The following is a 25,421-nucleotide window of genomic DNA, read 5'->3' on the forward strand; positions in this document are numbered from 1 at the left end:
ACCTCACACGACACGGAGCGAGCGGGATTCACGCACCAACCTGTCAATTAGGCGGCGGACTTCACCCGGAGGGGGGACCGGGAGGTATGAGGGAGGCGGGCTCAGTCGTCGTCGAGGCCGCGCTCGATGGCGTAGCGGACGAGCTCGACGCGGTTGTGGAGCTGGAGCTTGCCGAGGGTGTTCTGCACGTGGTTCTGGACCGTGCGGTGGGAGATGACGAGGCGTTCGGCGATCTGCTTGTACGAGAGCCCCTTGGCGACGAGGCGCAGCACCTCGGTCTCGCGGTCGGTCAGCTTGGGCACCTCGGGCTCGTCGGCGTTCTCGGCGACGGGCTCGCCGGCGAGCCGGCGGTACTCGCCGAGCACGAGGCCGGCGAGGCCGGGGGTGAACACCGGGTCGCCCTGGGCGGTCCGGTGGACGGCGTCGGTCAACTCCTCGGTGCTGGCGGACTTCACGAGGTAGCCGGTGGCGCCGGACTTGACGGCTTCGAGGACGTCGGCGTGCTCGCCGCTGGCGGAGAGCACGAGCACCCGCACGCCGGGCTGGGCGCCGACGACCTCCTTGCAGACCTGCACGCCGGGCAGCCCGGGCAGGTTGAGGTCGAGCACGAGCACGTCCGGCACGGCGGCCCGCGCCCGCCGCACGGCCTGCGGCCCGTCGCCGGCGGTGGCCACCACGTCGAACCCGGCGGCCGCCAGATCCCGGGCCACGGCATCACGCCACATGGGGTGGTCGTCGACGACCATCACCCGGACCCCACCGCTGCCTTCTCCGCCCACCTCGACTCCCTCCCTGCCCCTACCGGACGGTCACCGTCCGGGAACCATGGTGGCGCATGTATCCCGCCTCGGCACGTAGCGCCTCCCGCGGGGACGTGCGGACGACGGCGCGGCGGAGCGGGTGAAGGCGTGCGGGCGGGCGCGGGAATGGACACGCAGCGCCTCCCGCGGGGGCGTGCGGACCAGGCGCGGCGGAGTGTCGGCGGGACCGGTTCGAGCGCCGGCGCAGGCGGAGCCGGGGCGGGTGAAAGCGCGCGGGTGGGGCGGGCGGGACGCCACCGCCCGACGGGCACGGATGGCGCCGCCTGCGGACCGACACTGCACGGGAACCCACGGTGGCGTACCCGCCTCGCGCCCCATCGGCGGCGGCGCGGCGGGGTCGGTGCGGGCGCCGTCCTTTCCGGGAGGCGGCGGCCGGGGGCGTACCCGAAAGTGGGAACCGTCGGGTCTCGCCGCCTTCGGCCGCGGGGGTCATCCGGGGAGGGGGGCGGTTTGCGGGGGGAGGCGGAGTTCTACTTCTGTGCCCTGGCCCGGGGTCGAGACCCATTCCGCCGTGCCGCCCAGGTCCCGCAGGCGGCCGCGGATGGACTGGGCCACCCCCAGGCGGCCCTCCGCCTCCGCCGCCGCCAGGCGGCCCCGCGGGATGCCGGGGCCCTCGTCCCGTACGGTCACCACCACCGTGCCGTCCGGCTCCTCCTCCAGCAGCACCCACGCCCGCGCCTCCGCGTCCACGTGCGCCCGTACGTTGTCCAGCGCCGCCGCCACCGCCGCCGCCAGCTCCCGGGCCGCGTGCGCCGGCAGCGCCACCGGCGTACCCGGCTCCGCGACCGAGACGTTCGGGCCGGCGAGCGACAGCAGCAGCAGCCTGAGGGACAGCTCCTCCGCCTCTTCGCCCACCGGGCCCCCGCCCGCCGGACCCGCGGCGCGTTCCGCCGGCGGCGCCGTCCGCTGCCCCGGCAGCGTCGCGCCCATCACCAGCGTCCGCAGCGCCGCCTCCTGCTCCCCCGCCAGCCGGCCCAGATCCTTCGCCTCGCCGCCGATCGCCGCCCCGCGGCGCTGTACCAGCGCCAGCACCTGCAGCACGCTGTCGTGGATGTCGCGCGCCAGCCGCTCCCGCTCCCGCGTCGCCGCCTCGATCTGCAGCGCCCGGGCCAGCGTCCGCTCACTGATCCGCGCGACCTCCACGATGTAGCCGATCGCCGTCGACGCGACCATCAGCAGCACGATGTTGTGGAAGTTGTCCTGCACGACCTCGCCGCGCTGCACGATGTTCGACAGCCCCACCGCCGCCGACGACGCCGCGCCCCAGCGCCAGCCGCCCTTGACCGCGAAGCCCAGCACCGAGCCCGCCGCCCAGATCGACGGCAGCGTGCTCGCGCCGTCGTCGATGCGCGCCTGCGTCTCCACCGGGATCGTCAGCAGGATGCCGGTCAGCGTGAGCGTGATGTCCGCCGCGAGGAAGGGGTACGTGCAGCGCTCCGCCGACGAGACCCGGCGGAAGGTGACGAGCGTCCACAGCGTGAGGACCGCGAAGTACGCCCAGCCCAGCGCCGGCCGCGCGACGTCGTCGTGGCGGGGTACGAACTGCGCCACCGCGTACGCGAGCGTCAGCACCCGGAAGTACGTCAGCGCCTGCCACAGCGGCTGCTCCACCGACATCCGCCGCTTGCCCTGCCCGGCCATCGCCCCGACTCCCCCTCCCGCACGCGGACCGCCGCGCTAGGCGGCGTCCCGCCGCCCGCCGGCACCGGAGCCGTCGTCGGAGCCGCCGTCGGACTTCTCGGCCTTCTCGGCCGCCTTCTCCTCCGCCTTGCGCCGCTTGGCCTCGTCCGCCATCCGCCGCTTGGCCGCCGTCGCGTACTCGTCCACGTACTCCTGGCCGGAGAGCTTCATGATCTCGTACATGACCTCGTCGGTCACCGAACGCAGGATGAACCTGTCGTGCTCCATGCCCTGGTAGCGCGTGAAGTCCAGCGGCTTGCCGATCCGGATGCCCGGCCGCATGACCTTCGGCACCACCTGCCCCGGCGGCTGGATCTTCTCCGTGTCGATCATCGCCACCGGCAGCACCGGCGCCCCGCTGAGCAGCGCCAGCCGGCCGAGCCCGCCGGGCTTGCCGCGGTAGAGGCGGCCGTCGGGCGAGCGCGTGCCCTCGGGGTAGATGCCGAACAGCTCGCCGCGCTCCAGGACCTCCAGGCCGCTCTTGATCGCCGCCTCGCCGGCGCCGCGGCTGCCGGAGCGGTCGACGGGCAACTGCCCGACGCCCTTGAAGAACGCCGCCGTCAGCCGGCCCTTCACGCCCGGGGTGGTGAAGTACTCCGCCTTCGCGATGAAGGTGACCTTCCGGTGCAGCATCGAGGGCAGGAAGAACGAGTCGGAGAAGGACAGATGGTTGCTCGCGAGGATCGCGGCACCGGTCTCGGGCACGTTCTCCATGCCTTCCACCCAGGGACGGAAGACGAGCCTCAGACTGTTGCCGAGAGACATCTTCATCGCGCTGTAGAACAACCGGGGCCTCCTGCGATCTGCTCGTGTGACCATAGCGCTCCTGGTAGGAGAGCGGTATCCGGGGGCGCGTCCCCCGTCCGCGGGCGGCGCGGGGTGCCCGCCGGGAGTCCGCGGGGGGCCGTCCGTCCTTACGGGGCAGTACGCTCAAGGGCAGCGCCAGGCACGTATCCGCCGCCCGCCTGACACGATCGGAGTCCCGCCATGCCGGTCCTTCCCGGAGCCGAGCCGTTCCGCCAGCCGGGTGGCGAGACCGGGGTGCTGGTCTGCCACGGCTTCACCGGCTCCCCCCAGTCCGTACGGCCATGGGCCGAGCATCTCGCCGCCCGCGGCCTGACGGTCTCCATGCCCCTGCTGCCCGGGCACGGCACGCGCTGGCAGGACCTCCAGGTGACCCGCTGGCAGGACTGGTACGCGACGGTGGACCGGGAGCTGCGCGAGCTGTCCGACCAGTGCGCGGGGGTCTTCCTGTGCGGACTGTCCATGGGCGGCACGCTGATGCTGCGGCTGGCCGCCCTGCACGGGGACGCGGTCGCCGGAGTGGTCGCGGTCAACCCGCTGAACAAGCTGCACGGGGTGCTGCCGAGGGCCCTGCCCGCGGCCCGCTTCCTGGTACGGAGCTCGCCGGGCGTCATCGACGACATCGCCAAGGAGGGCGCGGCCGAGACCGGCTACGACCGCGTGCCCCTGCACGCCGCGCACTCGCTGCGGCAGTTCCTCACCCGCGTCGACGCCGAGCTGCCCCAGGTGACACAGCCGCTGCTGGTGCTGCACAGCCGGGTCGACCACGTCGTCTCGCCGGTGGACTCGGCCCGGATCCTCGGCCGCGTCTCGTCCCGGGACGTCACGGAGACCGTGCTGGAGGACAGCTACCACGTCGCCACGCTCGACCACGACGCGGAACGGATCTTCACGGCCACGGACGACTTCATCGACCGGCTCACCCCGCCGGCCGGCGGCAGCGAGCAGCGGAAGGAGGCCCGGGCTCGTGGCGGAGCGTAACCCGGACCGGGAGGACCCGCAGCAGGGCGACGGGCCCGCGGAGACGGAGCCGGCGGGCGCGGAGCCGACGGGGTCCAGCGGCGCGCCGCTGGACGAGGAGGCCGCGTGGGCGGAGATCGTCGCGGCGTTCGACGAGGACTCCGTGGAGCCGCCGCACGAGCGGGCGGCGCGCGCGGCGGCCGAGGGCGAGGGCCCGGCGGGCGGCGCGGAGTCCGGCACCGCGGACGCGGGCGGCGGCGGTGTCGCCACCGCGGAGGGCCCGGCGGACCCGGACGAGGCCGGCGGCCCCGACGGCGGCGACCCGAAGAGCGACGGCGCGACGGGCACCGGCACGAAGGGCGGCGGTCCCGGGGGTGCTGACGGCGCGAGCTTCATCGTCTTCTCCGCCGGTACGGGACCGCGCGACTGGGAGGCCGCCCAGGCGTCGGACGACGACCTCGACGAGACCGACGAGGGCCACTTCGTCCCGCCCGAGCCGCCGCCGCTGCCGAGGGCCGACACGACGACCAAGTTCGCCTGGCTCGCGGTCCTCGGCGGCCCGCTGCTCCTGCTCGGGATGCTCATCTTCCAGCAGCCGATGACCTGGTGGGCCTCGGTGCTCGGCATCGGCGGCTTCCTCGGCGGCTTCGCCACGCTCGTCGCGCGGATGCGCCCCGGCGGCGACGATGACGACGAGCCGCCGGGCGGCGGCGCGGTGGTCTAGCCGGACCCGGGGACGCCCCGTCCCCGTGACGGAACCCGTTCGGCCGCCCGGGCGAAGTAGTGGTGCAAGGCCCCGTTGCGGGCGGAGTCCACCACCTTCCGGAGGCGCTCGATGGGGGGCATGACGGGCGTGTACACGGGGCCGGAGAGCGACGCGTCGATCGTCGCCAGGTCCCGTACGGAGCCGGAGGCGTTCGCCGCGGTCTTCGACCGGTACGCCACCGACGTCCACCGCTACGCGGCCCGGCGGCTCGGCGACGAGGCGGCCGACGACATCATGGCGGAGACCTTCACGACCGCCTTCCGGCTGCGCGACCGGTTCGACCCGGAGCGCGGCGAGGTACGCCCGTGGCTGTTCGGCATCGCGACCCACCTGGTGAGCCGGCACCGGCGCGCGGAGGCCCGCCGCTTCCGCGCGCTCTCCCGGCTGCCGGCCCCGGCCGAGACCGACGAGCCGCTCGCGGACCGCGTCGCCGCCCGCGCGACGGCCGACGGCGTGCGCCGCGAACTGGCCACCGCGCTGGCCGGGTTGTCGACCGCGCTGCGCGACGTCCTGCTGCTGGTGGCGTGGGCGGACCTCACGTACGAGGAGGCGGCCCAGGCGCTCGGCGTGCCGGTGGGCACGGTGCGCTCCCGGCTGCACCGGGCCCGCCGCCGGTTACGCAAGGAATTGGGTGCCGGCGGCGGCACCGGGACCGGCCGTGCGGACGAGGGGCGGAAGGAGCGCGGACATGGATGAGCTGAAACTGCTGCGGGACTGGAACGCGGACACACACCCACCCCGCGAGCCCGCCCGGCAGGCGGCCCGGGACCGGCTGCTGGAAGCCGCCCGCGACGAGACCGCGCGGGCGGAGCCGGTGTGTGCGCCCGGCCCCGTACCCCGGCGACCGGAGGCGCGGCCGCCGGTGGCCCCGCTCCGGGAGCCGAGCTGGGGCGGGATGTCCCGCCGCACCGTCCTGCAGACCCTCGTCGCGGCCGGCGCCACGGCGGCGGCCGTCGGTGCGCCGCTCGCGCTGCTGGAGCGCCGCGGAGACGGCAACGCGGCCGGCCCTGCCGGTCCGCCTCCCGCCGAGGTGCTGCGCGCGGCGGCGCAGTATGCGCGGGCACGCGAGAGCCTGCGCCCGCCGATCGAGCCCCGCCCCGGACAGTACGTGTACAGCAGGGTGTTCGCCCTGGCGACCACGGACGACGGCCCCCCCGGTGGGAGCTCGTCGTACTGGCAGGAGTCCTGGCTGGCGGCGGACCCCTCGCGGCGGAGCTGGCGGGACGCGAACCACGAGGACGACGGGTGGTGGCAGACGCACCCGGAATCGTGGCCGCCGGCGGACTGGCGCACTCTCGCGCGCATCCCCCGGGAGCCGGACGCGATGCTGACGCACGTCAGCTCCTTCGGCCCCGGGAAGAAGCCCGGCGAGTTCGGCGCGCGCGACTGGAAGTCCGCGGCCTCCTTCCTCATCGACCTGCTCGCCTCGGTCCCCGTGCTGCCCGACGGGCTGCTGCCGGCGGCGCTGGAGACGTTCGCCGGATTCCCCGGGCATGACGTGCTGGCCGGTGTGAAGGGCGCCCGGGGCAGGGCCGCACTCGGGCTCGGGCTGGAGGACGAGCCGGGCACGGGCAGGTTCCTGCTCTTCGACGTGGACACGAACGAGTACCTGGGGGTGCGCAAGCGGCGCAGGGGCTCGCGCGACAACTGGAGCTTCACGGAGACGACGTCCCTCGACAGCTACACCGTGGTGCAAGAGGTCAGGAAGCGTCCGTAGCCGGCTCAGCCGTACACGTCGCCCCAGACGGTCCGCAGCGCCCCCACCTCGCGCAGCAGCGACTCCCGCGCGGCCGGGGCCACGTCGGGCGCCGCGGCCAGCAGGGCCAGGGCCTGGTCGAGTGCCTGCCGTGCGCCCGCCGGGGAGCCCCGCCGGTAGTCCAGCTCGGCGGCCTTGAGCAGCCCGGAGAGCCGCAGCCACGAGCGCAGGCCCACCGCCCGCTCGCGGTGCAGGTCGCGCAGGCGCTCGCGCAGTACGCGGAAGGGCGACTGCCTCGTCGCCGCCAGGCCGGCGCGCACGTCGGCGAGGAGCGCGGCCACCTGGTCGAACGGCGGCGTGGGCTGCTTGCCCGGGTTGTCCGGCGCGTCCTTGGCCCAGAGCCGCTCGACCGGCACCGCGTGCTCCCAGCCGCTGAGCCGCAGCGCGGTGAACAGGCGCTCGTAGTCCATCGGCGGTCCCGCGGAGTCCGCCCCTGCGGGCAGCCGCTTGACCTGGATGCTGGCCGAGTACGGCAGGCATGCGGCGATGTCGCGGTACCAGTCGTAGCCGTCGCCGGTCGGCGCGCGGAACGGCCTGAAGTATCCGGTGTCGTTGATGAGGGAGACGTTCTCGTGCCCGGTCCACTCGATGGTCCGGATGGTCTGCTCGGCGGTGGCGGTCATGTCGCCGTGGTTCTGCAGCAGGATCCGGACGCCCCTGGGGGCCGCGTACTCCGCGATCTCGCGGAGCGCCGGCACGATCCGGGCGCGGGTGACCGCCTCCCAGCCGCCGGCGGCGTCGAGGTCCGCGGGCACGACGCCGGAGAACACGCGGATGGCGGGCGCCCCCATCGCCCGGGCGACGTCGATCCAGAACCGGGTGCGCTCGACGTCGAGTTCACGGCGCGAGGGGTCGGCGAAGTCGTTGAAGACGCCGGTGCCGGTGACGGGCAGGCCCAGCCGCTCGCACCGCTCGCGCAGCCCGGTCGCGAAGGCGGTGATCTCCTCGGCGGGGCGGGAGGGCATGGTGTGGGTCTCGTACCCCGGGATGTAGTACGCCGTGATGTCCACCGCGTCGAACCCGGCTTCCGCGGCCCAGTCGACGGCCGCCATCGTGCTGAGCTTGGGCGCGCCGTTGGCGCGGTTCTTGATCCAGGACTGGATGTTCTGGTTGAAGCAGAAGAGGTTCATGCTGACCGGGTAGTCGGCGGTGCTGTAGCGGGCCCGCGGGTGCCCGGGGGCGGCGGCCGCCGGTGCCGGGGCGGCCGCGGCGCGGGCGGACCCGGCGAGCGCGGCGCCCGCCACCGCGGTGCCTACGGTGAGTCTGAGCAGGTGCCTTCGGTCGGGATGGCTGGGCATGGTGCACGCTCCTGTGGGCCCCATCACACGTGACGCCGGGGTTGCGGGGGGCGGCAACGGCTTCGCGCAAGCGTGTGGCAAGCGCTTACCAAGCGCTGCGGGACGCACAGTAGGGCGACGCGCGACGGCGGTCAAGGAGTGTCACAGCCCCGGATGCCGGCGTTCCGCCGGCCGGGAGCCGAGGCCGGTCCGGCCCGCGGGCCCGGTACGGTCCGGCACGCGGATCCGGTACGCGCCTCAACGCCCGGTGGCCGCGGGCCCGGGCGGGGGCGGGACGCGGAGCACCGCCAGGACCGGGAGGTGGTCGGTGGCTTCGCGGAGGTCGGCCGGGGAGACGCCCGGCAGGCCCTCCGGGACGCCGCAGGCCAGCACCTCGACCGCGGCGGTCGCGAGCACGGCGTCGATGCGCCTGCGCGGGTTGAGCGCGGTGGAGGTGTGCTTCCCGCCCCAGGGGCTGACGGCCCAGCCGTCCTGCAGTTCCGCGGCGAGCCGGCGGAACGCCGGCCCCTTGGGGCGCTCGTTGAGGTCCCCGGCGACCGCGACGTGCGGCTCGCCGAGCGCGCGCACGTGCGCGAGCACCAGCCCGGCCTGCTCGTAGCGCTCGGCCTTGGCGAGGCTCAGGTGCGTGCTGACGACGGCCAGCCGGGCATCGCCGAACCGCAGCACCGCCGTCGCCAGACCCCGCTGGTGCAGGCCGCGGGTGCGGGGCAGCAGGGTCTCGTCGGTGCGCTCCACGTGCGCGCGCAGGCCGGCGAGGAGCATGGGCCCGGCGCTGGTGGCGCCGCCGGTGACGTACAGCAGGCCGGTGGCGCGGGCAAGGCGGGCGGCCTTCTTGCGCCAGCGGAAGAAGCGGGGGGCTTCCTGGATGCAGACGATGTCGGGGGCGCAGGCGCGGATCACGCGGGCGAGGGCGGCGGTGTCGTCGCGCAGGGAGCGGATGTTGTAGCTGAGCAGCCTGACGACGGCGGAGCCGTCCGGCTCGGTGCGCGAGGCGGGGAGATCGGGCAGCAGCACGGGGGTGAGACTACCGGGGTACGGGCGTGGGGAGCGGTCGCCGCGGGCCGCGGCGGCGCGGAAGCCGGGGACCGTCCCGTACCGGAAGCCGTGGGCCCTCGTGCCTTCGGGTGCTCGCACCGTCCGGCACGCGGGCCGTCACGTCATCCGCGCCGGCCGGACCTCAGCCCTGGCGGGCCAGGTCGGCGGCGCCGACGAGGCCGGCGCGGCCGCCGAGTTGGGCGGCGAGCACCTGCGCGTGCGGACGCCACTGGCTGCCGACGAGCCAGCGCCGGAACGACTTGCGGATCGGGTCGAGGACGAGGTCGCCCTCGTCCGAGACGCCGCCGCCGACGATGAACGCCGACGGGTCGAAGAGCGACGCCAGGTCCGCGAGCCCCGCGCCCGCCCAACGGGCCAGCTCCCGGAACGAGTCGACCGCCACCGGGTCACCCCGCCGGGCCGCTTCGCTCACGTGCCGCCCCTGGACGCCCTCGGGCGTACCGTCGCCGAGGGCGAGCAATATCTCGGCGGACTCGGGGGTGGCGGCGGCCCGCTGGTGCGCGTACCGCACGAGGGCGCGGCCGGAGGCGTACTGCTCCCAGCAGCCCTGGCTGCCGCAGCCGCACAGCAACCCGTCGGGCACCACGCGGATATGGCCGAACTCCGCCGCCACGCCGAAGCGGCCGCGGTGCAGCCGGCCGCCGATGATCACGCCGCCGCCGAGGCCGGTGCCCAGGGTGATGCAGACGACGTCGTCGTGGCCCTGGCCGGCACCGAAGCGATACTCGCCCCAGGCGGCGGCGTTGGCGTCGTTCTCGACCACGACGGGCAGGCCGATACGCTGCTCGACCTTGTCCTTGAGCGCCTCGTGGCGCCAGTTGACGTTCGGGGCGAAGAGCACGGTGGCGCGCTTGTCGTCCACGTACCCGGCGGCGCCGATGCCGACGGCCTCGGCGGGAGCGACGGACGTGACCTCCTGGACCGCCGCGCAGATGGCGTCCACGACGCCTTCGGGTGTTTCGGGGGTCGGTACCGTGCTCGTCCGGATGATCGAGCCCTCTTCGTCGACCACACCGGCCGCAATCTTGGTGCCGCCGATGTCGACGCCGATGGTGAGTCCCATGTCTCCCTCGGTTATTCGGTTCGAACCCCGCTGCGCCTCCTCACATTACCGGAGGCGGCGCGGGGCCCGGCCGTCAGTCGAGGTCGATCTGCTTGGGGCTGCTGGGTGGTTCGTCGTCGCGCGACCAGTCGGCTTCCTGCCGCTGAACTGCGGCGCGGTAGGCGGCGGCGATCTCCGTACCGGCGGTGGCGAGGTGGTCGAAGATCTGCGGATTGCGCTCCACGACGGGCTCGACGACGGTCTTCACGGAGGCGAGGAACTGCTTCGCGAACTGCTGCGCGGCGGTCTGCGCGACGGCGGCGGTGCCGCCGGTCGCGCCGGGGGCGCGCAGCTCGGAGACCTTGTCGGAGAGGGAGTCGAAGAAGCGGCGCAGTTCCTCGGCGGCGCTGACGGGCTCGGGCCCGTAGACCGCGCGCCGCCGGGCCTGCTCGGCGGCGAAGTCCTCGGCACACGCCTGGGCCCACGCGTCCGGGTCCGGGACGGTGGACGCCGCACCGGGTTCAGGGCGCTCGATGGCATCACTCATACATCGACGGTACCCGACCGCCGACTTCACGTTCACTGCCGCGCAGCGGGTTGTGTGCCCGGGGAGGAGGGAGGCGGGGGCGAGCTGCCGTGGGGCGCGGGGCGGGATCGGTCAGGCGGGTGCGGACGGATCCGGTGGGGCGGAGCGGGCGGGGTGGGTGGAGAGGGGTGGGTGGAGCGGGCTCGGCAGGCGGCAGGCGGGCGGCACGGCGGCGGCGGTGCGGGCCGGCATGGGCCGGGGCGCCCGCCCGCCGGGCCGGTGTGCCAAGGCCCGCCCCGCCCCGGCGGGGACCCCGCACGGAGGTCCGGTCCGGGATGCCCGTCTCGTCAGCCGGGCTGGGGCCAGACCGACGGGTCCGGGGTGAAGCGGATGTGGAGTTCGGCGTCGTGGAGGCCGGCGCGGGTGATGGTGCAGCGGCGGAGTGCGGCCGGCAGCGGCAGGGCGCGGCGGTGTCCGGCCGCCGTGACCAGGAGTTCGTCGCCGCGGCGTACGAGGGTGAGGTCGCCCCGTTCGACGCCCGGCAGCGGCAGGCGGTACAGCAGCACGCCCTCGTCGGCCAGCAGGTCGTCCACCTCCGCCGGGTCCCCGGGGTCGATCGCCGCGGGCCGTGCGCCCGGCGGCGCCACCGCCTGGGCCAGCGCCGCCAGGGGCACCGCGCCCTTCGGCTCCGGGCCCAGGTGCGGCAGCACGCAGAATCTGGCGCCCGCGGCCCGCAGCTCCGCGGCCAGCTCCTTGGCCACGCGGTGCTGCTCGTCCGCCAGCGTCGCGTACCAGGCGTCCTCCGAGCCACCCGGCAGCACCCGGTTCGCCACCACGGCCTCGACCGCGCACCCCTGCAGCGCGTACGCCGCCCGCGTGCGCCGCAGCTCGCGCGCCCCGCGCGGAGTCGCCTCCAGCACCAGCCGCACCCGCGTCCCCGCGGCCTCGGCCGCCTCCCGCACGGTCTCCAGCCGGTGCTCCCAGCGGGCCGCTGCCTCGTACACCCGGCCCGCAGGCACCGGCGCCCCGAGCAGCCGTCCCAGCAGCGGCCGCAGGCCCCGCGCCGCCTGGCGTTCCGCGGGCAGCAGCCGCCGCAGGTAGCGCACCAACTGCTCCGGCAGGGCGAGCGCGCGCAGCGTCTCCCAGGCGGCGGGCATGTCGACGACGGCCAGGTCCCAGCGCGATCCGGACGCGGCAGGGCCACCGTCCGCGGCCGCAGAGGAGCCGTCCGTACCGCCGTCGTCCGCCGCGCCGGTCTCGTACAGCGCCACCAGCGCCCGCAGCACCGCGAACTCGCGCGAGCCAGGCAGCGGGGTCAGCTCCTCCGCCGCCAGCGGCGTCGCGCCGAGCAGTTCCAGGGTGTCCTCGTACTGCTCCTGCCAGACCGCCAGCGACTCCGTCGCCGACTCCGCCCCGCGCAGCCGCGCCGCCCACAGCCCCGTCTCGACCCGGACCGGCTCCGTCCAGGGCGGCGCCTCCCCCGACCGCACGGCCGCGGGTTCCGCGCCCTGCCGCTGCCCCGGGATCTGCGCCTCCGGCGCGCCCGTCAGCAGCCCGCCCGCCTCGCGGTCGGCCGTCAGCAGCAGCACCCGGGCCCCGTCGCGCGCGGCCCGCAGCGCCGTCGCCGCCGCGACCGTCGTACGGCCCGCGCCGGCCGCGCCGGTGACGAGGAGAGTACGCACGGGACCCGTCAGTCCGTACCGGAACCGGAGCCGGAGTCCGCGGAAGCGCCCGGCACGCTCTCGACGCGCTGCTTCAGCCCGTCGAGCGCCCGCTCGATGATGATCTTCTCCATCTTGCGCTTCATCATCCCGAGCATCGGGATCTTGACGTCGACGGTCAGCTCGTACGTCACCTCGGTGCGCTCGCCGCCCGCCAGCGGGCGCAGCAGGTACGCCCCGTCCAGCGCGCGCAGCATCTGCGACTTCTCCAGCGTCCAGCGCACCTCGTGCGGTCCCGCCCAGGTGTACGCCAGCGTCTGTTCGTCCCGGATCGTCTTCGCGTCCAGCACCAGCAGCACGCGCACCGCGCGCCCCTGTTCGTCCGCTTCGAGCACCTCGGTCCGCCGCACCTCGCCGGTCCACTCCGGGTAGCGGTCGAAGTCCGCGATCACCGTCATCACCGCGTCCGGCGCGGCGTCGATGGTGATGCTCGACCTGGTGTGCTCTGCCATGCCTTGGCTCCTCCGTCAACCGTCCGCGCTGAAGGTTACCGCGCCCGGTTCACCACTCCAGAACCCACGGCTTCCCACGGGACGCGAAGTGCCCGACGTTCACGCACTCCGTCGCCCCGATCCGCATCCGCCGCGCCAGCGGCTGGTGGACGTGGCCGAAGAGCGCGTACCGCGGCCGCACCTCGTGCACCGCCTCCAGCAGCGCCTCGCTGCCGCGTTCGAAGCGGCGCGCCACCGTGTCGTAGCAGAGGTCGGGGACCAGCGGCGGGATGTGCGAGCAGAGCACGTCGACGTCGCCGACGGCGGCGACCTTCGCGGCGTACGTCTCGTCGTCGATCTCGTACGGCGTGCGCATCGGCGTCTGCAGTCCGCCGCCGACGAAGCCGAAGACCAGCCCGCCGATCTCGACCCGCTCGCCGTCGAGCACGGTGGTGCCCTCGCGGGCGAACTCGGGCCACAGCCGCGGGATGTCGACGTTGCCGTAGGTGGCGTACGTCGGCGTGGGGAAGGCCGCGAACAGCTCCGCGTACTGCTTGCGCACCGCCTTCTCGATCTCCCCGCCCTTGTCCATCCCGGCCCACAGCGAGCGCACGAACTCCCGGTGCTCGTCGAACCTTCGGGCGGTGCGCAGCTCCACGCTGCGCGTGGTGTTCGCGACGCCGAAGAGGTCGGGGAAGATGCCGCGCGAGTGGTCGGCGTAGTCGATGAAGAGGATGAGGTCGCCGAGGCAGACGAGCGCGTCCGCGCCGTCGCCCGCGCGGGCCAGATCCGCGCTGTTGCCGTGCACGTCGCTGACCACGTGGACCCTCATGCGATCACCCTACTTCCGGCGCGCACGGCGCCCGGACGGCGCCCGTGCGCCCACCCGCACGGCGGTGAGCGGCGCCACTGCCGCAAGGCGCCCCCGTGGGGATAGGGTCGCAGGTGGCCCACCGGAACGTCGAGGAGCAGCGTCTTGCGAGAGTTCGCCCTTCCCGCCCTGTACGAGGTCCCGGCGGACGCCAACCTTTCGGACCTCGTCCGCACCAACGCCACCCGCACCCCCGACCTGGCCGTCGTCGCCCGCAAGACCGCCGCGGGCGACTGGCAGGACGTGTCCGCCGCCGACTTCCTCGCGGAGGTGGAGGCGGCGGCCAGGGGCCTCGTCGCGGCCGGGCTGCGGCCGGGGGACCGGATCGGGCTGATGTCCCGTACGCGGTACGAGTGGACGCTGCTGGACTTCGCGATCTGGACCGCGGGCGGCGTGACCGTCCCGGTGTACGAGACGAGTTCGGCCGAGCAGATCCACTGGATCCTCAGCGACTCGGGCGCGGTGGCGTGCGTGGTGGAGACCGCGGAGCACGCCGCGGCGGTCGAGTCGGTACGCGGCCGGGTGCCGCTGCTGCGCCAGGTGTGGCAGATCGACGCCGGCTCCGGCGCCGAAGGGGACGGCCCGGGCGCCGTCGCCGAGCTGACCGCCGCCGGGACCGGGGTGTCCGACGCCACCCTGGAGGAGCACCGCTCCGCGGCCGGCGCCGACTCCCCCGCGACCCTCGTCTACACCTCCGGCACCACCGGCCGCCCCAAGGGCTGCGTCCTCACCCACGGCCACTTCCTCGCCGAGTGCGGCAACGCGGTGGAGCAACTGCGCCCGCTCTTCCGCTCCGGCGACAGCTCCATCCTCCTCTTCCTGCCGCTCGCCCACGTCTTCGGCCGGCTGGTGGAGATCGCCGCGATGGTCGCCCCGATGAAGCTCGGGCACGTGTCGGACGTGAAGAACCTCACCGGCGATCTCGCCGCCTTCAAGCCGACGCTGCTGCTCGGCGTCCCCCGCGTCTTCGAGAAGGTCTACAACTCCGCCCGCGCCAAGGCCGGGGCCGACGGCAAGGGGAAGATCTTCGACAAGGCGGCCCACACCGCCATCGCGTACAGCAGGGCCCTGGACACCGGCGGCCCCGCCTTCGGGCTGCGGCTGCGGCACGGGCTCTTCGACAAGCTCGTCTACGCCAAGCTGCGCGCCGTCCTCGGCGGCCGCGCGACCCACGCGATCTCCGGCGGCGCCCCGCTCGGCGAGCGGCTCGGGCACTTCTACCGCGGCATCGGCTTCACCGTCCTGGAGGGCTACGGGCTGACCGAGACGGCCGCCGCGATCACCGTCAACCCGGTGCAGCGCCCGAAGATCGGCACCGTGGGACAGCCGCTGCCGGGCTGCACCATCCGCATCGCCGACGACGGCGAGGTGCTCGTGCGCGGCGGCAACGTCTTCGAGGAGTACTGGGCCAACGAGGACGCGACGGCCGCGGCGCTGGACGGCGAGTGGCTGCGCACCGGCGACCTCGGGAGCCTGGACGAGGACGGGTATCTGTCCATCACCGGGCGGAAGAAGGAGATCCTCGTCACGGCGGCCGGCAAGAACGTCGCCCCGGCGGTGATAGAGGACCGGATCCGGGCGCACGCGCTGGTGGCGGAGTGCATGGTCGTCGGCGACGCACGCCCGTTCGTCGCGGCGCTGGTCACGCTGGACGAGGAGTTCCTCGCCCGGTGGGCCGAGGAGCACGGCAAGCAGGGCCGGACGGCGGCGGAGCTGGGGGACGACGCGGAGCTGCAGGCGGCGGTGCAGTTGGCGGTGGACGACGGGAACGCGCAGGTGTCGCGGGCGGAGTCGGTGCGCAAGTTCCGCATCCTGCCGGGGCAGTTCACGGAGGAGTCGGGGCATCTGACGCCCTCGCTGAAGCTGAAGCGGGGCGCGGTGGCGAAGGACTTCGCGGCGGAGATCGAGGCGCTGTACGAGCGGTAGGGCGCGGGGCGCAGGGGCCGCCGCGGGGGCCGGTGCCGAACGCCTTTCGCGTACGGGCCCGGTGGGGCCGGTGCGCGGGACCGCGGCCCCGGCCCGTACCGTACGCGCCGCTCCGCAGCCTCACAGCAGCGACGTCAGCCGCTCCGCCAGCAGGTCCCAGCGCCAGCGCTCCGCCACCCACGCCCGCCCCCGCGCGCCCATCCGCGCGCGCAGGTCCGCGTCGCCCAGCAGCGTCACGATGTGCTCCGCCGCCTGCGCCGCCTGCCGCTCCGCGCCGCCGCGCACCACCCACCCGGTCTCGCCGTCGAGCACCGCGTCCGGGGCCCCGCCGGAGTCGCCCGCGACGACCGGCAGCCCGGTCGCGGACGCCTCCAGGTACACGATGCCCAGACCCTCCACGTCGAGCCCGCCGCGGCGCGTACGGCACGGCATGGCGAACACGTCGCCCGCGCCGAAGTGCGCAGGCAACTCCTCCCACGGCACCGCGCCGGTGAAGCGCACCGAGCCGGCGACGCCCGTGGCCGCCGCGAGCTTCTCCAGGTCGGCGCGGTAGGGGCCGCCGCCGACGATCAGCAGCACCGCCTCCGGCTCCGCCGCCAGGACCCGGGGCAGCGCGCGGATCAGGGTGTCCTGGCCCTTGCGGGGTACGAGCCGGGAGACGCAGACGACGACCGGCCGGTCCGCGAGCCCGAGGCGGGCGCGTACGGCGTCGCCGCCGGAGCCCGGGTGGAACGCCGCCTCGTCCACGCCCGGCGGCAACCGCGCCATCCGCGCGGCGGCCTCGGGGGTGAGCGCGCGGGCGATCCGGGCGCGGGTGTACTCGCCGAGGTACGTGAGTGTGTCCGCCGACTCGCCGATGCGCCGCAGCAGTTGCCGCGCCACCGGCAACTGCGCCCAGCCCGCCTCGTGCCCGTGCGTGGTGGCCACGATCCGCTCGGCGCCCGCGCGCCGCAGCGCCGGCGCCATCAGCCCCAGCGGCGCGGCCGCCCCGAACCACACCGAGCGGCATCCGTGCGCGCGCAGCAGCCCCGCCGCGCGGCGGGTGACGCGCGGGGTGGGCAGCAGCATCGTGGTGCGGTCGCGGATCACCTCGTAGGGCTGGCGGGCATCGAAGTCCCGGGTGGCGGCGCGGCCTTCGGCGTCGCGCTTCCAGGTGGAGGCGTAGACGACGACCTGGTCGGGATCCAGCCGCAGGCACATGCTGTGCAGGAAGTTCTGGATGCCGCCGGGGCGGGGCGGGAAGTCGTTGGTGACGACGAGGGTCTTGCGCGGCGGCCTGTGGGTCGGCGGCTTGCGGGGCGGTGGCTTGTGCATCGCGGCCGACAGTACCGGGGCCCGCGGCGCCGGGGACCTGCGGCGGGGCGGAGCCGTGCCGTAGTGTCGTCGGATTCGCAGTGCGGTCGGACGCGCACGGGGGGCGGGGCGGAGGTCGAGCCATGGCACGGGTCGCGGCGCCGGTGGCGGCGTGGGCGCTGACCCGCGCGGGCCTGCTGCTGCTCGTGCTGGGTGTGGTCACGCTGCCCGGGCCCGACGTCACCAGCGACGTCGAGGTGATCTACCGCGGCTGGTACGAGGTGCTGCGCACCGGCACGTTCCCGGTCGACGACGTGAGCTGGCAGTACCCGCCGGGCGCGGCGCTCCCGGTGCTCTCCCCCGGCCTGCTGCCGTTCCTCGGCTACGCGCATGCGTTCTTCGCGCTGGCCTGCGCGGCGGACGCGGCGGTGCTGGCGCTGCTGCTGCGCGCCGGGGGCGGCGCCGGGCGGTCGCGGGCGGGGGCGTGGTTCTGGGTGGCGGGGGTGCCGCTGCTGGGGCCGACCGCGTACGCGCGCTACGACGTGATGGTCACCGCGGTCGCCGTCGCGGCGCTGCTGGCCGCGGCCCGGCGGCCGGCGGTGGCGGGGGCGCTGGCGGGGTTCGGCGCGATGCTGAAGGTGTGGCCGGTGCTGGTGCTGCTGGGCGCGGCGCGCGGGCGGGCGACGCGGCTGTCGTGGGGCGCGGCGGCGGGTACGGCGGCGGTGGTGGGGCTGCTGGCGGCCGTGGCGATGCCGGGGGCGTTCGACTTCGTCACCGCGCAGCGCGACCGCGGCACGGAGGTGGAGTCGCTGGGCGCGCTGGTCTTCCACGTCGGCAGGCACCACGGCTGGGAGGGAACGGTGGAACTGCACTACGGCTCCATGGAGTTCCTCGGTCCCGGCGTCGGCCTGGTCAGCGATCTGGCGCTGGGGCTCTCGGTGGCGGCGATGGGGTGGCTGGTGCTGTGGCGGCTGCGGGCGCGGGAGTTCACGGCGACGACGGGGTGCGAGGCGGCGTTCGCGGGGGCGCTGCTGTTCACCACCACGAGCCGGGTGATCAGCCCGCAGTACCTGCTCTGGCTCGTCGGCCTGGCGGCGGTGTGCCTGACGCTGCGGGCGGCGCGGATGGCGCTGCCGGCGGGACTGGTGCTGGCGGCGACGGGGGTGACGCTGGCGGAGTTCCCGGTGTGGTTCGGGGAGGTCGTGGGGAGCACCGGGACCGGGATCGCGCTGCTGGCGCTGCGGAACGGGCTGCTGGTCGCGGCGACGGTGGTGGCGTGCCGGCGGCTGTGGCGCTCGACGGCGGGGCCGCCGGCCGGGCCGGGGGACGGGGAGGTTCCGGTGCCGCGGCAGCGTACGGCGCGGGAGAACGACCTGCTGACGTGGTGAGCTCCGCGTACGCCGTGCATCCCCTTCGCGGTCTACGCGCCGCCGCCCGCCTTGAAGAGGAGCAGCAGGAACGCGGCGAAGAGGTGGCCGACGAAGATGTAGACGACGAGGCGGATCACCAGGCCGCGGGGGAATCTCTCTTCAATCCGCTTGGACACGGCGGTCTCCTTGGGGTCAGTGCCGGGTGCCGTCACCGAGGCACAGCCCGGTGACGGCGCTCTGCAGCAGCGTGTGGACGAAGAGCAGCCCGAGCCCGCCGGGCTCGGCGGCGGCGATGCGGTGCGGCGTGAGGGAGTCAAACTGGGCGCTGTCCCCGGGGTCCAGCAGGTGCTCCCGGTCACCGAGCACGAGCCGCATCCGCCCGTCGAGCACGTACAGCCACTCCTCGCCGGGATGGACCCGTACGAGATCGCGGTGCTCGGCGTCGTACGGCACGAACACCCGCAGCGCCTGCATCCCCCGGTCCGTCCCCCCGGCCTGCCGGTACGACCACCCCCCGGCCTCCCGCACCGGCACCTCGGCCCCCCGCACGACGGAGGTCTGCGCCGAGGGCACCTCGCCGAGCAGCTCGGAAACCGTCGTACCGTAGACCCGGGCCAACGTGAGCAGCACCGGCAGCGAGGGCTGCCGCTGCCCGGTCTCCAGCCGGGAGAGATGGGCCGGCGAAAGCTCGACCCTGGCGGCCGCGGCCTCCAGCGTCAGCCCGGCCCGCCGGCGCAGCTCACGCAGGTGGGGAGCCTGGGGATGGTCGGTGCTCATACCGCCCATTGAGCCACCGCCCATGCCCCAGAGTCAAACACCTTGCCTCTCAGGCAAAATCGCGGATGGGTAGCGCTCAGCCCAACTCGCGCGTCAGATACGCCCGCCACCGTGCCGTGAACTCTCCGAGGCCCACGCCCAGCTCCGAGCGGAGTGCCGGGCCGGTGGCCTTCTCGCGGGACTGCGCCCTGCCCGCGGCGCGGTAAAGCGCCACCAGGCGGTCCGGGGTCCACTCGTCGGCGATCATCCGGGCCGCCAGCCACGCTTCGCCGTACGCCTCCGCCACCCGGTCCCCGCCGCCCGTGGTGAAGTCGGCGTCGGCGGGGAGGGTCCGCGGCAGCCGGCCGGCGGCCACCGCGCGGGCGAGTTCGGGTGCGCCCTGGCGGGGGTCGCGATCCGCGCTGCGGAAGGCGACCCAGTCCGCGAAGCCCTCGGAGAGCCACAGTGGCGTGGCCGGGGAGGTGTCGGCGCGGGTGGCGACGTGGACGGTCTCGTGGGTGAGGACGATGCGGCGCCCCAGGGTGCCCAGCGTGTCGTACGCCTCGGGATTGACGACGACGCGGTCGGCGGGCGTGCGGTCCCGGTGCCGGCCGGTGGTGACGGCGGCGACGCCCGCGTAGGCCGTGGGGCCCGCGCCCAGCAGCTCCCCCATCGCCGCCTGCGACGCGGGCACCAGCACCACGACGCGGCGCGCCCACGCGCCGCCCCACGCGGCGGAGACGTCGGGCACGGCGCGGTCGGCGAGGGCGGCGATGCCGCGCAGGCGGGCCTCGGGGTGACCGGCGCCGAGCACGAGGCTGTGCGTCCCGCGTACGACGGTCAGCGGGCCCTGGTCCCACGGCTGCGGGCGGCTGCCGGGCGCGGGGCCGGCGACGTACCAGCGGCTGTCGCGGCGTACGAACTCCAGCCGCTGGCCGGCGGTCGCGTCGCCGGTGTCGTAGCCGCGGAGGCGGTAGGTCAGGCGGACGTCTGCGGTGGTGCGCGCGGCGGTGGCGGGCACGGGGTGGCGCGCGGGGTCGTCGAGACGCAGGGTCCAGGCGGCGAGCGGGAGGGCGTCGAGGTTGCGGAAGGCGGTGCGCTGCTGCTGCCGGTACGGGCCGGACCGCGGGTCGACGGTGCGGAGGTACGCGGCCTCGTCGCCGTCGCGGACGGCAGCGGAGCGCTGCCGCAGCAGGTCGGCGATGGCGCGGGTGGCGTCGCGCGGCTCCCCGTCGTCGCCGCACCCGCCGAGCAGGACGGCGACCAGCCCGGCACAGAGCATCAGCACCACGGTCCGCACACCTGCCACGCCGACGAGCGTACGACGCCCGGGCGGGCGGGGCGCGGCACGGGTGACCGGGGCTGCGTTGTCAGAGGGGCGGCCTACCCTTGGGCGGGAGTGCGGGGGACGTAGAGGGATGTAGGGGACGCGGGGGGATGCAGGGGGACGCCGGGGAACGCAGCGGTCTGGGGGGCGCGAGGGGACCCGCGCCCCCCGCCTCCTACGGTCGCGTCACCGACGCGACCGGCATCATTCCCACCGGGTCGTAGCGCACCGACGCGCCCGGGTACGGGGCGTGGACGACCTGGCCGCCGCCGACGTACATCGCCACGTGGCTCGCGTCCGCCCGGTACGTCACCAGGTCGCCCGGCTTCGCCTGGCCCAGCGGCACCTGGCGGCCCGCGTAGCGCTGCGCCTGCGACGTGCGCGGGATCGACACCCCGGCCCTGCCGTAGGCCCACTGCGTCAGGCCCGAGCAGTCGAACCCGCCGGGGGCCGCGCCGCCCCACACGTACGGGGTGCCGATCGCGCCCCGCGCCGCCGCCACCGCGAGCGCGCCGCGGCCGGAGGCCGGTGCCTGCGCCGGGGTGAGGTCGGGTGCAGGGGCGGAGCGGGAGGCGCGGTCGCCGCCGGGGTCGGGGCGCTCCTCCTTCGGCAGCGAGTTGAGGAGCCGGCGCGCCTCGGCGAGCCGGTCGGTGACCTCGCGCTTGTGCCCCGCCAGCGCGTCGCGTTCGCGCTCCAGGTCCGCGAGGGTGTCCGCGGCCCGTACCCGCTGCTGCTCCAGCCCGCGCCGGAGGCTGACGAGTTGGCGCAGCCGGCCGCTCTGCCGGTTGCCGATGCGCTCCAGGGTGGCGGCCTTCTCCAGATAGCCCTCGGGGCTCTCCGAGAGGATCAGGGTCAGGTTCGGGTCGATGCCGCCGGAACGGTACTGCGCACCGGCGAGCGAACCGAGTTCGGTCCGCATCCGGTTGATCCGGGCGAGGTCGCGGGCGGCGCGGTCCTGGAGGAGTTCCGCCTTGCGGCGCAGTTCCTCGGTGCGCTCCTTGGCCGCGTTGTACTTCTCCGTGGCCCGCTCCGCCTGGGCGTAGAGGTCGTGTACGCGCTCCCTGGCCTCCGCGTGGTCGTCGGGGGCGGCCAGGGCCGCGTCGGAGAGGCCGGAGAAGACGGCGGGCGAGCCGGACAGCGCCGCCGCCGCGGCGGCGGTGAGGACGCCGGTACGCAGCCGGCCGGCACCGCCGGGCCGGGTGGATCGTCGATGTGCTGACACGCGGCAGACAGTAACCACGCGACTACGCGCCGACCAAGAACCGCCCCCGGGCGCGATGTCGGCGCCCGGGTGCCGACGCAGGTCACCCGCGGGACGTTCGAAACGCGCGGTGTCGGCAATTCGCCCGAACGGGCGGCACGGTGGCCGTAACGAAAACCGCGGCGTGCACCACGCGGGCCGCAGTACGGCCGCGGCGCACGCCGCGGCCGGCGTCAGACGCGCGCGCCCCACATGAACGGCATGTTCCCGACGGCCTCGTAGCGCACGACCGCGCCCGGCTTCGGGGCGTGGATGATCTGGCCGTTGCCCGCGTAGATGCCCACGTGGTGCAGGTCGCTGTAGAAGAACACGAGGTCCCCGGGCTGGAGCTGGCTGACCGAGGATATCCGGGTGCCGACGTTGGCCTGGTCCTGCGAGATGCGCGGGAGCGCGACGCCGGCCTGCGAGAAGGCCCAGCCGGTGAGTCCCGAGCAGTCGAAGGAGCTGGGGCCGGTGGCGCCGTAGACGTACGGGGCGCCCAGCTTGCTCTGCGCCGCGGACAGGGCGGCCGCACCGTGGGAGGAGCCGGGGGCGACGTCGCCGAGGTCGACGCGGTCCTCCGCCTCGCGGCTGGCGCGCTGCTCCTCTTCGGCGAGCGCGGCCTGCTCCTCCTCGGTGAGCTCGTTGAGCAGCGCGCGGGCGTCGCTCAGCTTGTCCTGGACCTTCTTCTTCTGGGAGCCCAGCTCCTTGCGGGTCTCCTCCAGGTCCTTGAGCTTCTCGCCCGCCTCCTGGCGCTGCTGCGCGAGGCTGCGCTGCTTGTCGGCGATGCGTTCCAGCGACTCGGCCTGCTTGCCGCTGACCCGGTCCATCGTGGACGCCTTGTCCAGGTAGGTGTCCGGGTCGGAGGAGAGGAAGAGCTGCACGGAGGGGTCGATGCTGCCGCTGCGGTACTGGGCGGTGGCCAGCGAACCGAGGCCGTCGCGGAGGTCGTTGAGCTCCTGCTGGCCGCGGGCGGCCTTGTCCTGGAGCTCCTTGACGTCCTCTTCGAGCTTGTCCTGCCGTTCCTTGGCGCCGTTGTACTTCTCCGTGGCGCGCTCGGCGTCCTCGTACAGGTTGTCGACCTGCCGCTTGACGTCGTCCTTGTCGGGGGCGGCTTGCGCGCTCTGGGTGGAGAGGGCGACGGCCGCGGCGGCGGTCGCGGTGAAGACGGTGACCCTGGCCCGGTTCGGCTGCTTCGGTCGACGGTGGGACGCCACGAAGGCGAGCTCCTCTTCCTCCAGCCGCCCGACCGTGGCTTTGGGGACGCCCCGGTACCGGCGGGACCTTCGTCGTCGCCCCGGTTGAGCGATCGACAGCACGAAGGTTCGGGCCAGACACTAACGAGGCACGGGTGATCCGTTCAAATCCCTCCGGCAAAAAAGTCCTCCCGAAGCGCGTTTCTTTACTCACATCACACGGCCAGTAGTCACTGTTCGACAACGAGTTGGACTCGGAGCGGCGAACTGTCCGCACCCGCGAGGGACGGCAGGGTTGTCCGAACTCGCCCGTGTTTCCCCGGGTTGTCAGCTCCGCGCGAGCCGCTTGAGGAGCAGCGCGGACGATACGGGCCTGGCGCCCGCGGCGGCGACGCCGTCGGCGACCTCGCGGTCGGCGGAGACCACCACGACGGGCCTGCCGTTCGGTTCGGCCCGGACGAGCCGGCGGATCAGCTCGTCCGCGGTCTCGCCCGGCTTGCTGAACAGCACCCGCACCCCGCGCGGCGGCGCGAGCAGCACCGGCGCGGCCAGCTCCGCGCCGTCGAACACGCACGTCACCTCCGCGCCCGTCTGGGCGGCGAGGCCGGCGAGGCCGCCGAGGAGCCGCAGGCGCTGCTTCTCCAGCGGGAGGGTGGGGTAGCCGGTCTTGGTGACGTTGTAGCCGTCGACGACCATGTGCGCCTGCGGCAGCGCGAGCAGTTGGTCGAGGAGCGCCGGGTCGGTGGCGGACAGGGCGCGGGCGGCCACGTCCTTCGGCGACATCGTGCCGGGCTCGACCGCGCCCACGGTGTCCGCGGGGGTCATCCGGGCGGGCGGCAGGGCGAGTTCGCGGCGGAGCCCCTGGGCGGCGTCGAGCACGGTGTCGAGGAGGAGCCGTACGCGCATGTCCTCCACGCTGCGCCCCTCGCGGGCGGCGCGGCGGCTGGCCTCCAGGCCGGACTCGGCCTCACTGAGGCGGGCGCGGAGCCGGCGGGCCTCGCTCTCGGCGGCGGCCAGGTGGGCGGCGGCCTCCTCGCGTCCCGCGGCGGTCTCCTGCTGGAGCTTGCGGACGGCGGCCTCGCCGCGCTTGACGTCGCTGAGCGCGCTGCGCAGCCGGCGGTGCAGGCCCTCGTTCTCGCGGCGCAGCGCCTCCAGTTCGTGCCGGGTGCGCTCCGACTCACCGCGGGCGGCGGCACGGGCCTCGGACAGCTCCGTGCGCAGCCGGGCCAGCTCGCGGGCGGCCTCCTCGCCGGCCCGCTCGGCGCCGGCACGCTGCTCCTCCTCCCCGGCGGCGGCGATGAGCTTGACCCAGCCGGGCGGGCGCAGCAGATACGCAAGGGCCGCGACGTCCACGGGCTCGGCGGCGGCCGGCGGGCTGCCGCCGCGCAGCGCGGCGGCCAGCTCGGGCTGGAGCTCCGCGGCCCGCCCGGCGATGCGGTCGCGGAAGGCGGCGTCGGCCTCCAGCGCGGCGGCGATGGCGTTGCCGGCGAGCTTGACGCGGCGGGACGGGGTGAAGCGGGCGTACTGCCGCAACTGCGGCGGCAGCTCCGCGACGGTCAGGCCGCCGAAGGACTCGTCGGCCAGGGTGACGATCCGGCGGCGCACCCCTTCGGGCAGCGGGCCGTCGAGCACCTCGGCCGCGTCCTCCTCGGAGGAGACGCCCGAGCCTTCCCTCGGCTCCACCACCGGTCACCCTTCCGCTTCAGCGATCCCCGCGGCTTCGGCCGGTCCTTCCGGCACCGGCGCCGGCCCGGCGCACCGACCGTCGTCGCAGGCCGTGCCCCCACCCTACGACCTGGAGCGAGGTCTTAGGCAGACAGATAGAGTGAGCGCCGCACGCGGGTCCGAGAGGGAGAGCGAACACATGATCACTGCGATCGTTCTGATCAACACCGACGTGGACCGCATTCCCGAGATCGCGGAGTCGATCGCCGCGATCGACGGGGTCAGCGAGGTGTACTCGGTCACGGGGGCGCATGACCTGATCGCCATCGTCCGGGTGGCGCGCCACGACGATCTGGCCGACGTGATCCCGGGCCGGATCAGCAAGGTCCCGGGCGTGGCGGGGACCGAGACGCACATCTCCTTCCGTACGTACTCGCAGCACGACCTCGAAGCCGCGTTCGCCATCGGCCTGGAGGAGTAGCGCCGGTGTGCGCTCGGGGCCGTAGATGAAGAATCTCTCATCCGTCCTTCACGCTGGGCGGCACCCGCCGGCCGCAGCCTCGGACGCATGGCTTTCTCGAAGCGCATGGCCGCACTGACCGCCGTGGTGGCGATCCCGCTGGGCGTCGCCGCGACCAGTTACGCCCTGACCGACGACCCGGAGGATCCCAGTCCGCCCGCGCGGGTGGAGATGGAGGGCGGCTCGTCCTCCCCGCCGGAGTCCACCTCGCCGTCGACCGGCACGTCGACCGGTACGTCGCCGGGCGACGAGCCGGGCAAGCAGACGGTCTCGCCGCCGCCGGTGCGCGACGGCCCCTCGGCAGATCCGTCGGGCACCGCGAGCGGCGACGACGACGCGGACGACACCGGGGACGACTCCGGCGGCGGCAACGACGACGATGAGCTCGACGACTGA

The 25,421-nt window shown here is 74.9% G+C and carries 25 protein-coding genes; 8 read left to right on the forward strand and 17 right to left on the reverse strand.

The features are described from left to right. Positions 1-101 precede the first annotated feature (101 nt). The 3 genes from ACFYVJ_RS29225 to ACFYVJ_RS29235 all read right to left on the reverse strand — a co-directional run bounded on the left by ACFYVJ_RS29225 (position 102) and on the right by ACFYVJ_RS29235 (position 3,287). Positions 102-746: a response regulator gene (locus tag ACFYVJ_RS29225; protein ID WP_388897782.1), complete on the reverse strand. Its 645-nt coding sequence runs from the start codon at positions 744-746 to the stop codon at positions 102-104. A 504-nt stretch (positions 747-1,250) separates the two neighbouring features. After that, on the reverse strand, positions 1,251-2,462 hold the full coding sequence (gene macS / locus ACFYVJ_RS29230; RefSeq protein ID WP_388897641.1) for a MacS family sensor histidine kinase: 1,212 nt from the start codon (positions 2,460-2,462) through the stop codon (positions 1,251-1,253). 36 nt (positions 2,463-2,498) lie between these two features. After that, positions 2,499-3,287, reverse strand: a complete 789-nt coding sequence (locus ACFYVJ_RS29235) for a lysophospholipid acyltransferase family protein (RefSeq protein ID WP_388897644.1) — start codon at positions 3,285-3,287, stop codon at positions 2,499-2,501. Between the two features lie 201 nt (positions 3,288-3,488). Here ACFYVJ_RS29235 and ACFYVJ_RS29240 point away from each other — a divergent pair, with 201 nt between their 5' ends. From ACFYVJ_RS29240 to ACFYVJ_RS29255, 4 genes are all read left to right on the forward strand, one after another. Next, positions 3,489-4,286, forward strand: coding sequence for an alpha/beta hydrolase (locus ACFYVJ_RS29240; protein WP_388897647.1), 798 nt, complete (start codon positions 3,489-3,491; stop codon positions 4,284-4,286). Next, positions 4,273-4,989: a hypothetical protein gene (locus ACFYVJ_RS29245; protein ID WP_388897650.1), complete on the forward strand. Its 717-nt coding sequence runs from the start codon at positions 4,273-4,275 to the stop codon at positions 4,987-4,989. Before ACFYVJ_RS29240 ends, ACFYVJ_RS29245 begins: the two co-directional genes overlap by 14 nt. Before the next feature lie 111 nt (positions 4,990-5,100). Further along, a complete protein-coding gene (locus ACFYVJ_RS29250) occupies positions 5,101-5,727 on the forward strand; it encodes an RNA polymerase sigma factor (RefSeq protein WP_388897653.1) in 627 nt (208 codons plus the stop codon). Beyond that, complete coding sequence (locus ACFYVJ_RS29255; protein WP_388897656.1) at positions 5,720-6,748, forward strand: CU044_5270 family protein; 1,029 nt, start codon at positions 5,720-5,722, stop codon at positions 6,746-6,748. The genes ACFYVJ_RS29250 and ACFYVJ_RS29255 overlap by 8 nt, the downstream gene beginning before the upstream one ends. Positions 6,749-6,753: 5 nt before the next feature. Here the strand turns inward: ACFYVJ_RS29255 and ACFYVJ_RS29260 are convergent, their stop codons facing one another. From ACFYVJ_RS29260 to ACFYVJ_RS29290, 7 genes are all read right to left on the reverse strand, one after another. Further along, positions 6,754-8,085, reverse strand: a complete 1,332-nt coding sequence (locus tag ACFYVJ_RS29260) for a sugar phosphate isomerase/epimerase family protein (protein WP_388897659.1) — start codon at positions 8,083-8,085, stop codon at positions 6,754-6,756. A 237-nt stretch (positions 8,086-8,322) separates the two neighbouring features. Then, complete coding sequence (locus ACFYVJ_RS29265) at positions 8,323-9,099, reverse strand: endonuclease/exonuclease/phosphatase family protein (protein ID WP_388897661.1); 777 nt, start codon at positions 9,097-9,099, stop codon at positions 8,323-8,325. Positions 9,100-9,262: 163 nt separating this feature from the next. Next, on the reverse strand, positions 9,263-10,204 hold the full coding sequence (locus ACFYVJ_RS29270) for an ROK family glucokinase (RefSeq protein ID WP_388897663.1): 942 nt from the start codon (positions 10,202-10,204) through the stop codon (positions 9,263-9,265). A 73-nt stretch (positions 10,205-10,277) separates the two neighbouring features. Then, entirely contained in the window at positions 10,278-10,730 is a 453-nt protein-coding gene (locus ACFYVJ_RS29275) for a DUF5304 family protein (RefSeq protein ID WP_101424987.1), read from the reverse strand. 326 nt (positions 10,731-11,056) lie between these two features. Then, positions 11,057-12,391 (reverse strand): ArsA family ATPase, encoded by a 1,335-nt coding sequence (locus tag ACFYVJ_RS29280; RefSeq protein ID WP_388897666.1) that lies wholly within the window; start codon positions 12,389-12,391, stop codon positions 11,057-11,059. Between the two features lie 8 nt (positions 12,392-12,399). Beyond that, positions 12,400-12,882, reverse strand: a complete 483-nt coding sequence (locus ACFYVJ_RS29285; protein ID WP_125934399.1) for an SRPBCC family protein — start codon at positions 12,880-12,882, stop codon at positions 12,400-12,402. Positions 12,883-12,931: 49 nt separating this feature from the next. Further along, positions 12,932-13,693 (reverse strand): metallophosphoesterase, encoded by a 762-nt coding sequence (locus ACFYVJ_RS29290; protein WP_388897669.1) that lies wholly within the window; start codon positions 13,691-13,693, stop codon positions 12,932-12,934. Between the two features lie 144 nt (positions 13,694-13,837). Here ACFYVJ_RS29290 and ACFYVJ_RS29295 point away from each other — a divergent pair, with 144 nt between their 5' ends. Then, positions 13,838-15,658: an AMP-dependent synthetase/ligase gene (locus ACFYVJ_RS29295; protein ID WP_388897672.1), complete on the forward strand. Its 1,821-nt coding sequence runs from the start codon at positions 13,838-13,840 to the stop codon at positions 15,656-15,658. A gap of 120 nt (positions 15,659-15,778) precedes the next feature. Here the strand turns inward: ACFYVJ_RS29295 and ACFYVJ_RS29300 are convergent, their stop codons facing one another. Further along, positions 15,779-16,972 carry a glycosyltransferase family 4 protein gene (locus ACFYVJ_RS29300; RefSeq protein WP_388897675.1) on the reverse strand — a complete coding sequence of 398 codons (1,194 nt, stop codon included), beginning with the start codon at positions 16,970-16,972 and terminating at the stop codon, positions 15,779-15,781. Between the two features lie 122 nt (positions 16,973-17,094). On the opposite strand from ACFYVJ_RS29300, the gene ACFYVJ_RS29305 reads away from it, so the two are divergent. Then, complete coding sequence (locus ACFYVJ_RS29305) at positions 17,095-18,339, forward strand: glycosyltransferase 87 family protein (protein WP_388897678.1); 1,245 nt, start codon at positions 17,095-17,097, stop codon at positions 18,337-18,339. A gap of 32 nt (positions 18,340-18,371) precedes the next feature. Here ACFYVJ_RS29305 and ACFYVJ_RS29310 read toward each other — a convergent pair whose 3' ends face one another. From ACFYVJ_RS29310 to ACFYVJ_RS29335, 6 genes are all read right to left on the reverse strand, one after another. Beyond that, positions 18,372-18,497 (reverse strand): DUF6126 family protein, encoded by a 126-nt coding sequence (locus tag ACFYVJ_RS29310; protein ID WP_388897681.1) that lies wholly within the window; start codon positions 18,495-18,497, stop codon positions 18,372-18,374. Positions 18,498-18,513: 16 nt separating this feature from the next. Beyond that, entirely contained in the window at positions 18,514-19,107 is a 594-nt protein-coding gene (locus tag ACFYVJ_RS29315; protein WP_388897785.1) for a helix-turn-helix domain-containing protein, read from the reverse strand. A gap of 67 nt (positions 19,108-19,174) precedes the next feature. Next, entirely contained in the window at positions 19,175-20,386 is a 1,212-nt protein-coding gene (locus tag ACFYVJ_RS29320; protein WP_388897684.1) for a hypothetical protein, read from the reverse strand. A 193-nt stretch (positions 20,387-20,579) separates the two neighbouring features. After that, positions 20,580-21,626, reverse strand: a complete 1,047-nt coding sequence (locus tag ACFYVJ_RS29325) for an NlpC/P60 family protein (RefSeq protein WP_388897687.1) — start codon at positions 21,624-21,626, stop codon at positions 20,580-20,582. A gap of 212 nt (positions 21,627-21,838) precedes the next feature. Continuing rightward, on the reverse strand, positions 21,839-22,861 hold the full coding sequence (locus ACFYVJ_RS29330) for an NlpC/P60 family protein (RefSeq protein ID WP_388897690.1): 1,023 nt from the start codon (positions 22,859-22,861) through the stop codon (positions 21,839-21,841). Positions 22,862-23,167: 306 nt separating this feature from the next. After that, on the reverse strand, positions 23,168-24,526 hold the full coding sequence (locus ACFYVJ_RS29335; protein WP_388897693.1) for an NYN domain-containing protein: 1,359 nt from the start codon (positions 24,524-24,526) through the stop codon (positions 23,168-23,170). Positions 24,527-24,704: 178 nt separating this feature from the next. Here ACFYVJ_RS29335 and ACFYVJ_RS29340 point away from each other — a divergent pair, with 178 nt between their 5' ends. Both ACFYVJ_RS29340 and ACFYVJ_RS29345 read left to right on the forward strand, forming a co-directional pair. Beyond that, positions 24,705-24,986 carry an Lrp/AsnC family transcriptional regulator gene (locus tag ACFYVJ_RS29340; RefSeq protein WP_047015320.1) on the forward strand — a complete coding sequence of 94 codons (282 nt, stop codon included), beginning with the start codon at positions 24,705-24,707 and terminating at the stop codon, positions 24,984-24,986. A gap of 87 nt (positions 24,987-25,073) precedes the next feature. Continuing rightward, positions 25,074-25,421, forward strand: coding sequence for a hypothetical protein (locus ACFYVJ_RS29345; protein WP_388897696.1), 348 nt, complete (start codon positions 25,074-25,076; stop codon positions 25,419-25,421).

The sequence above is a fragment of the Streptomyces sp. NPDC004134 genome (assembly GCF_042874195.1).
Classification (GTDB): domain Bacteria; phylum Actinomycetota; class Actinomycetes; order Streptomycetales; family Streptomycetaceae; genus Streptomyces.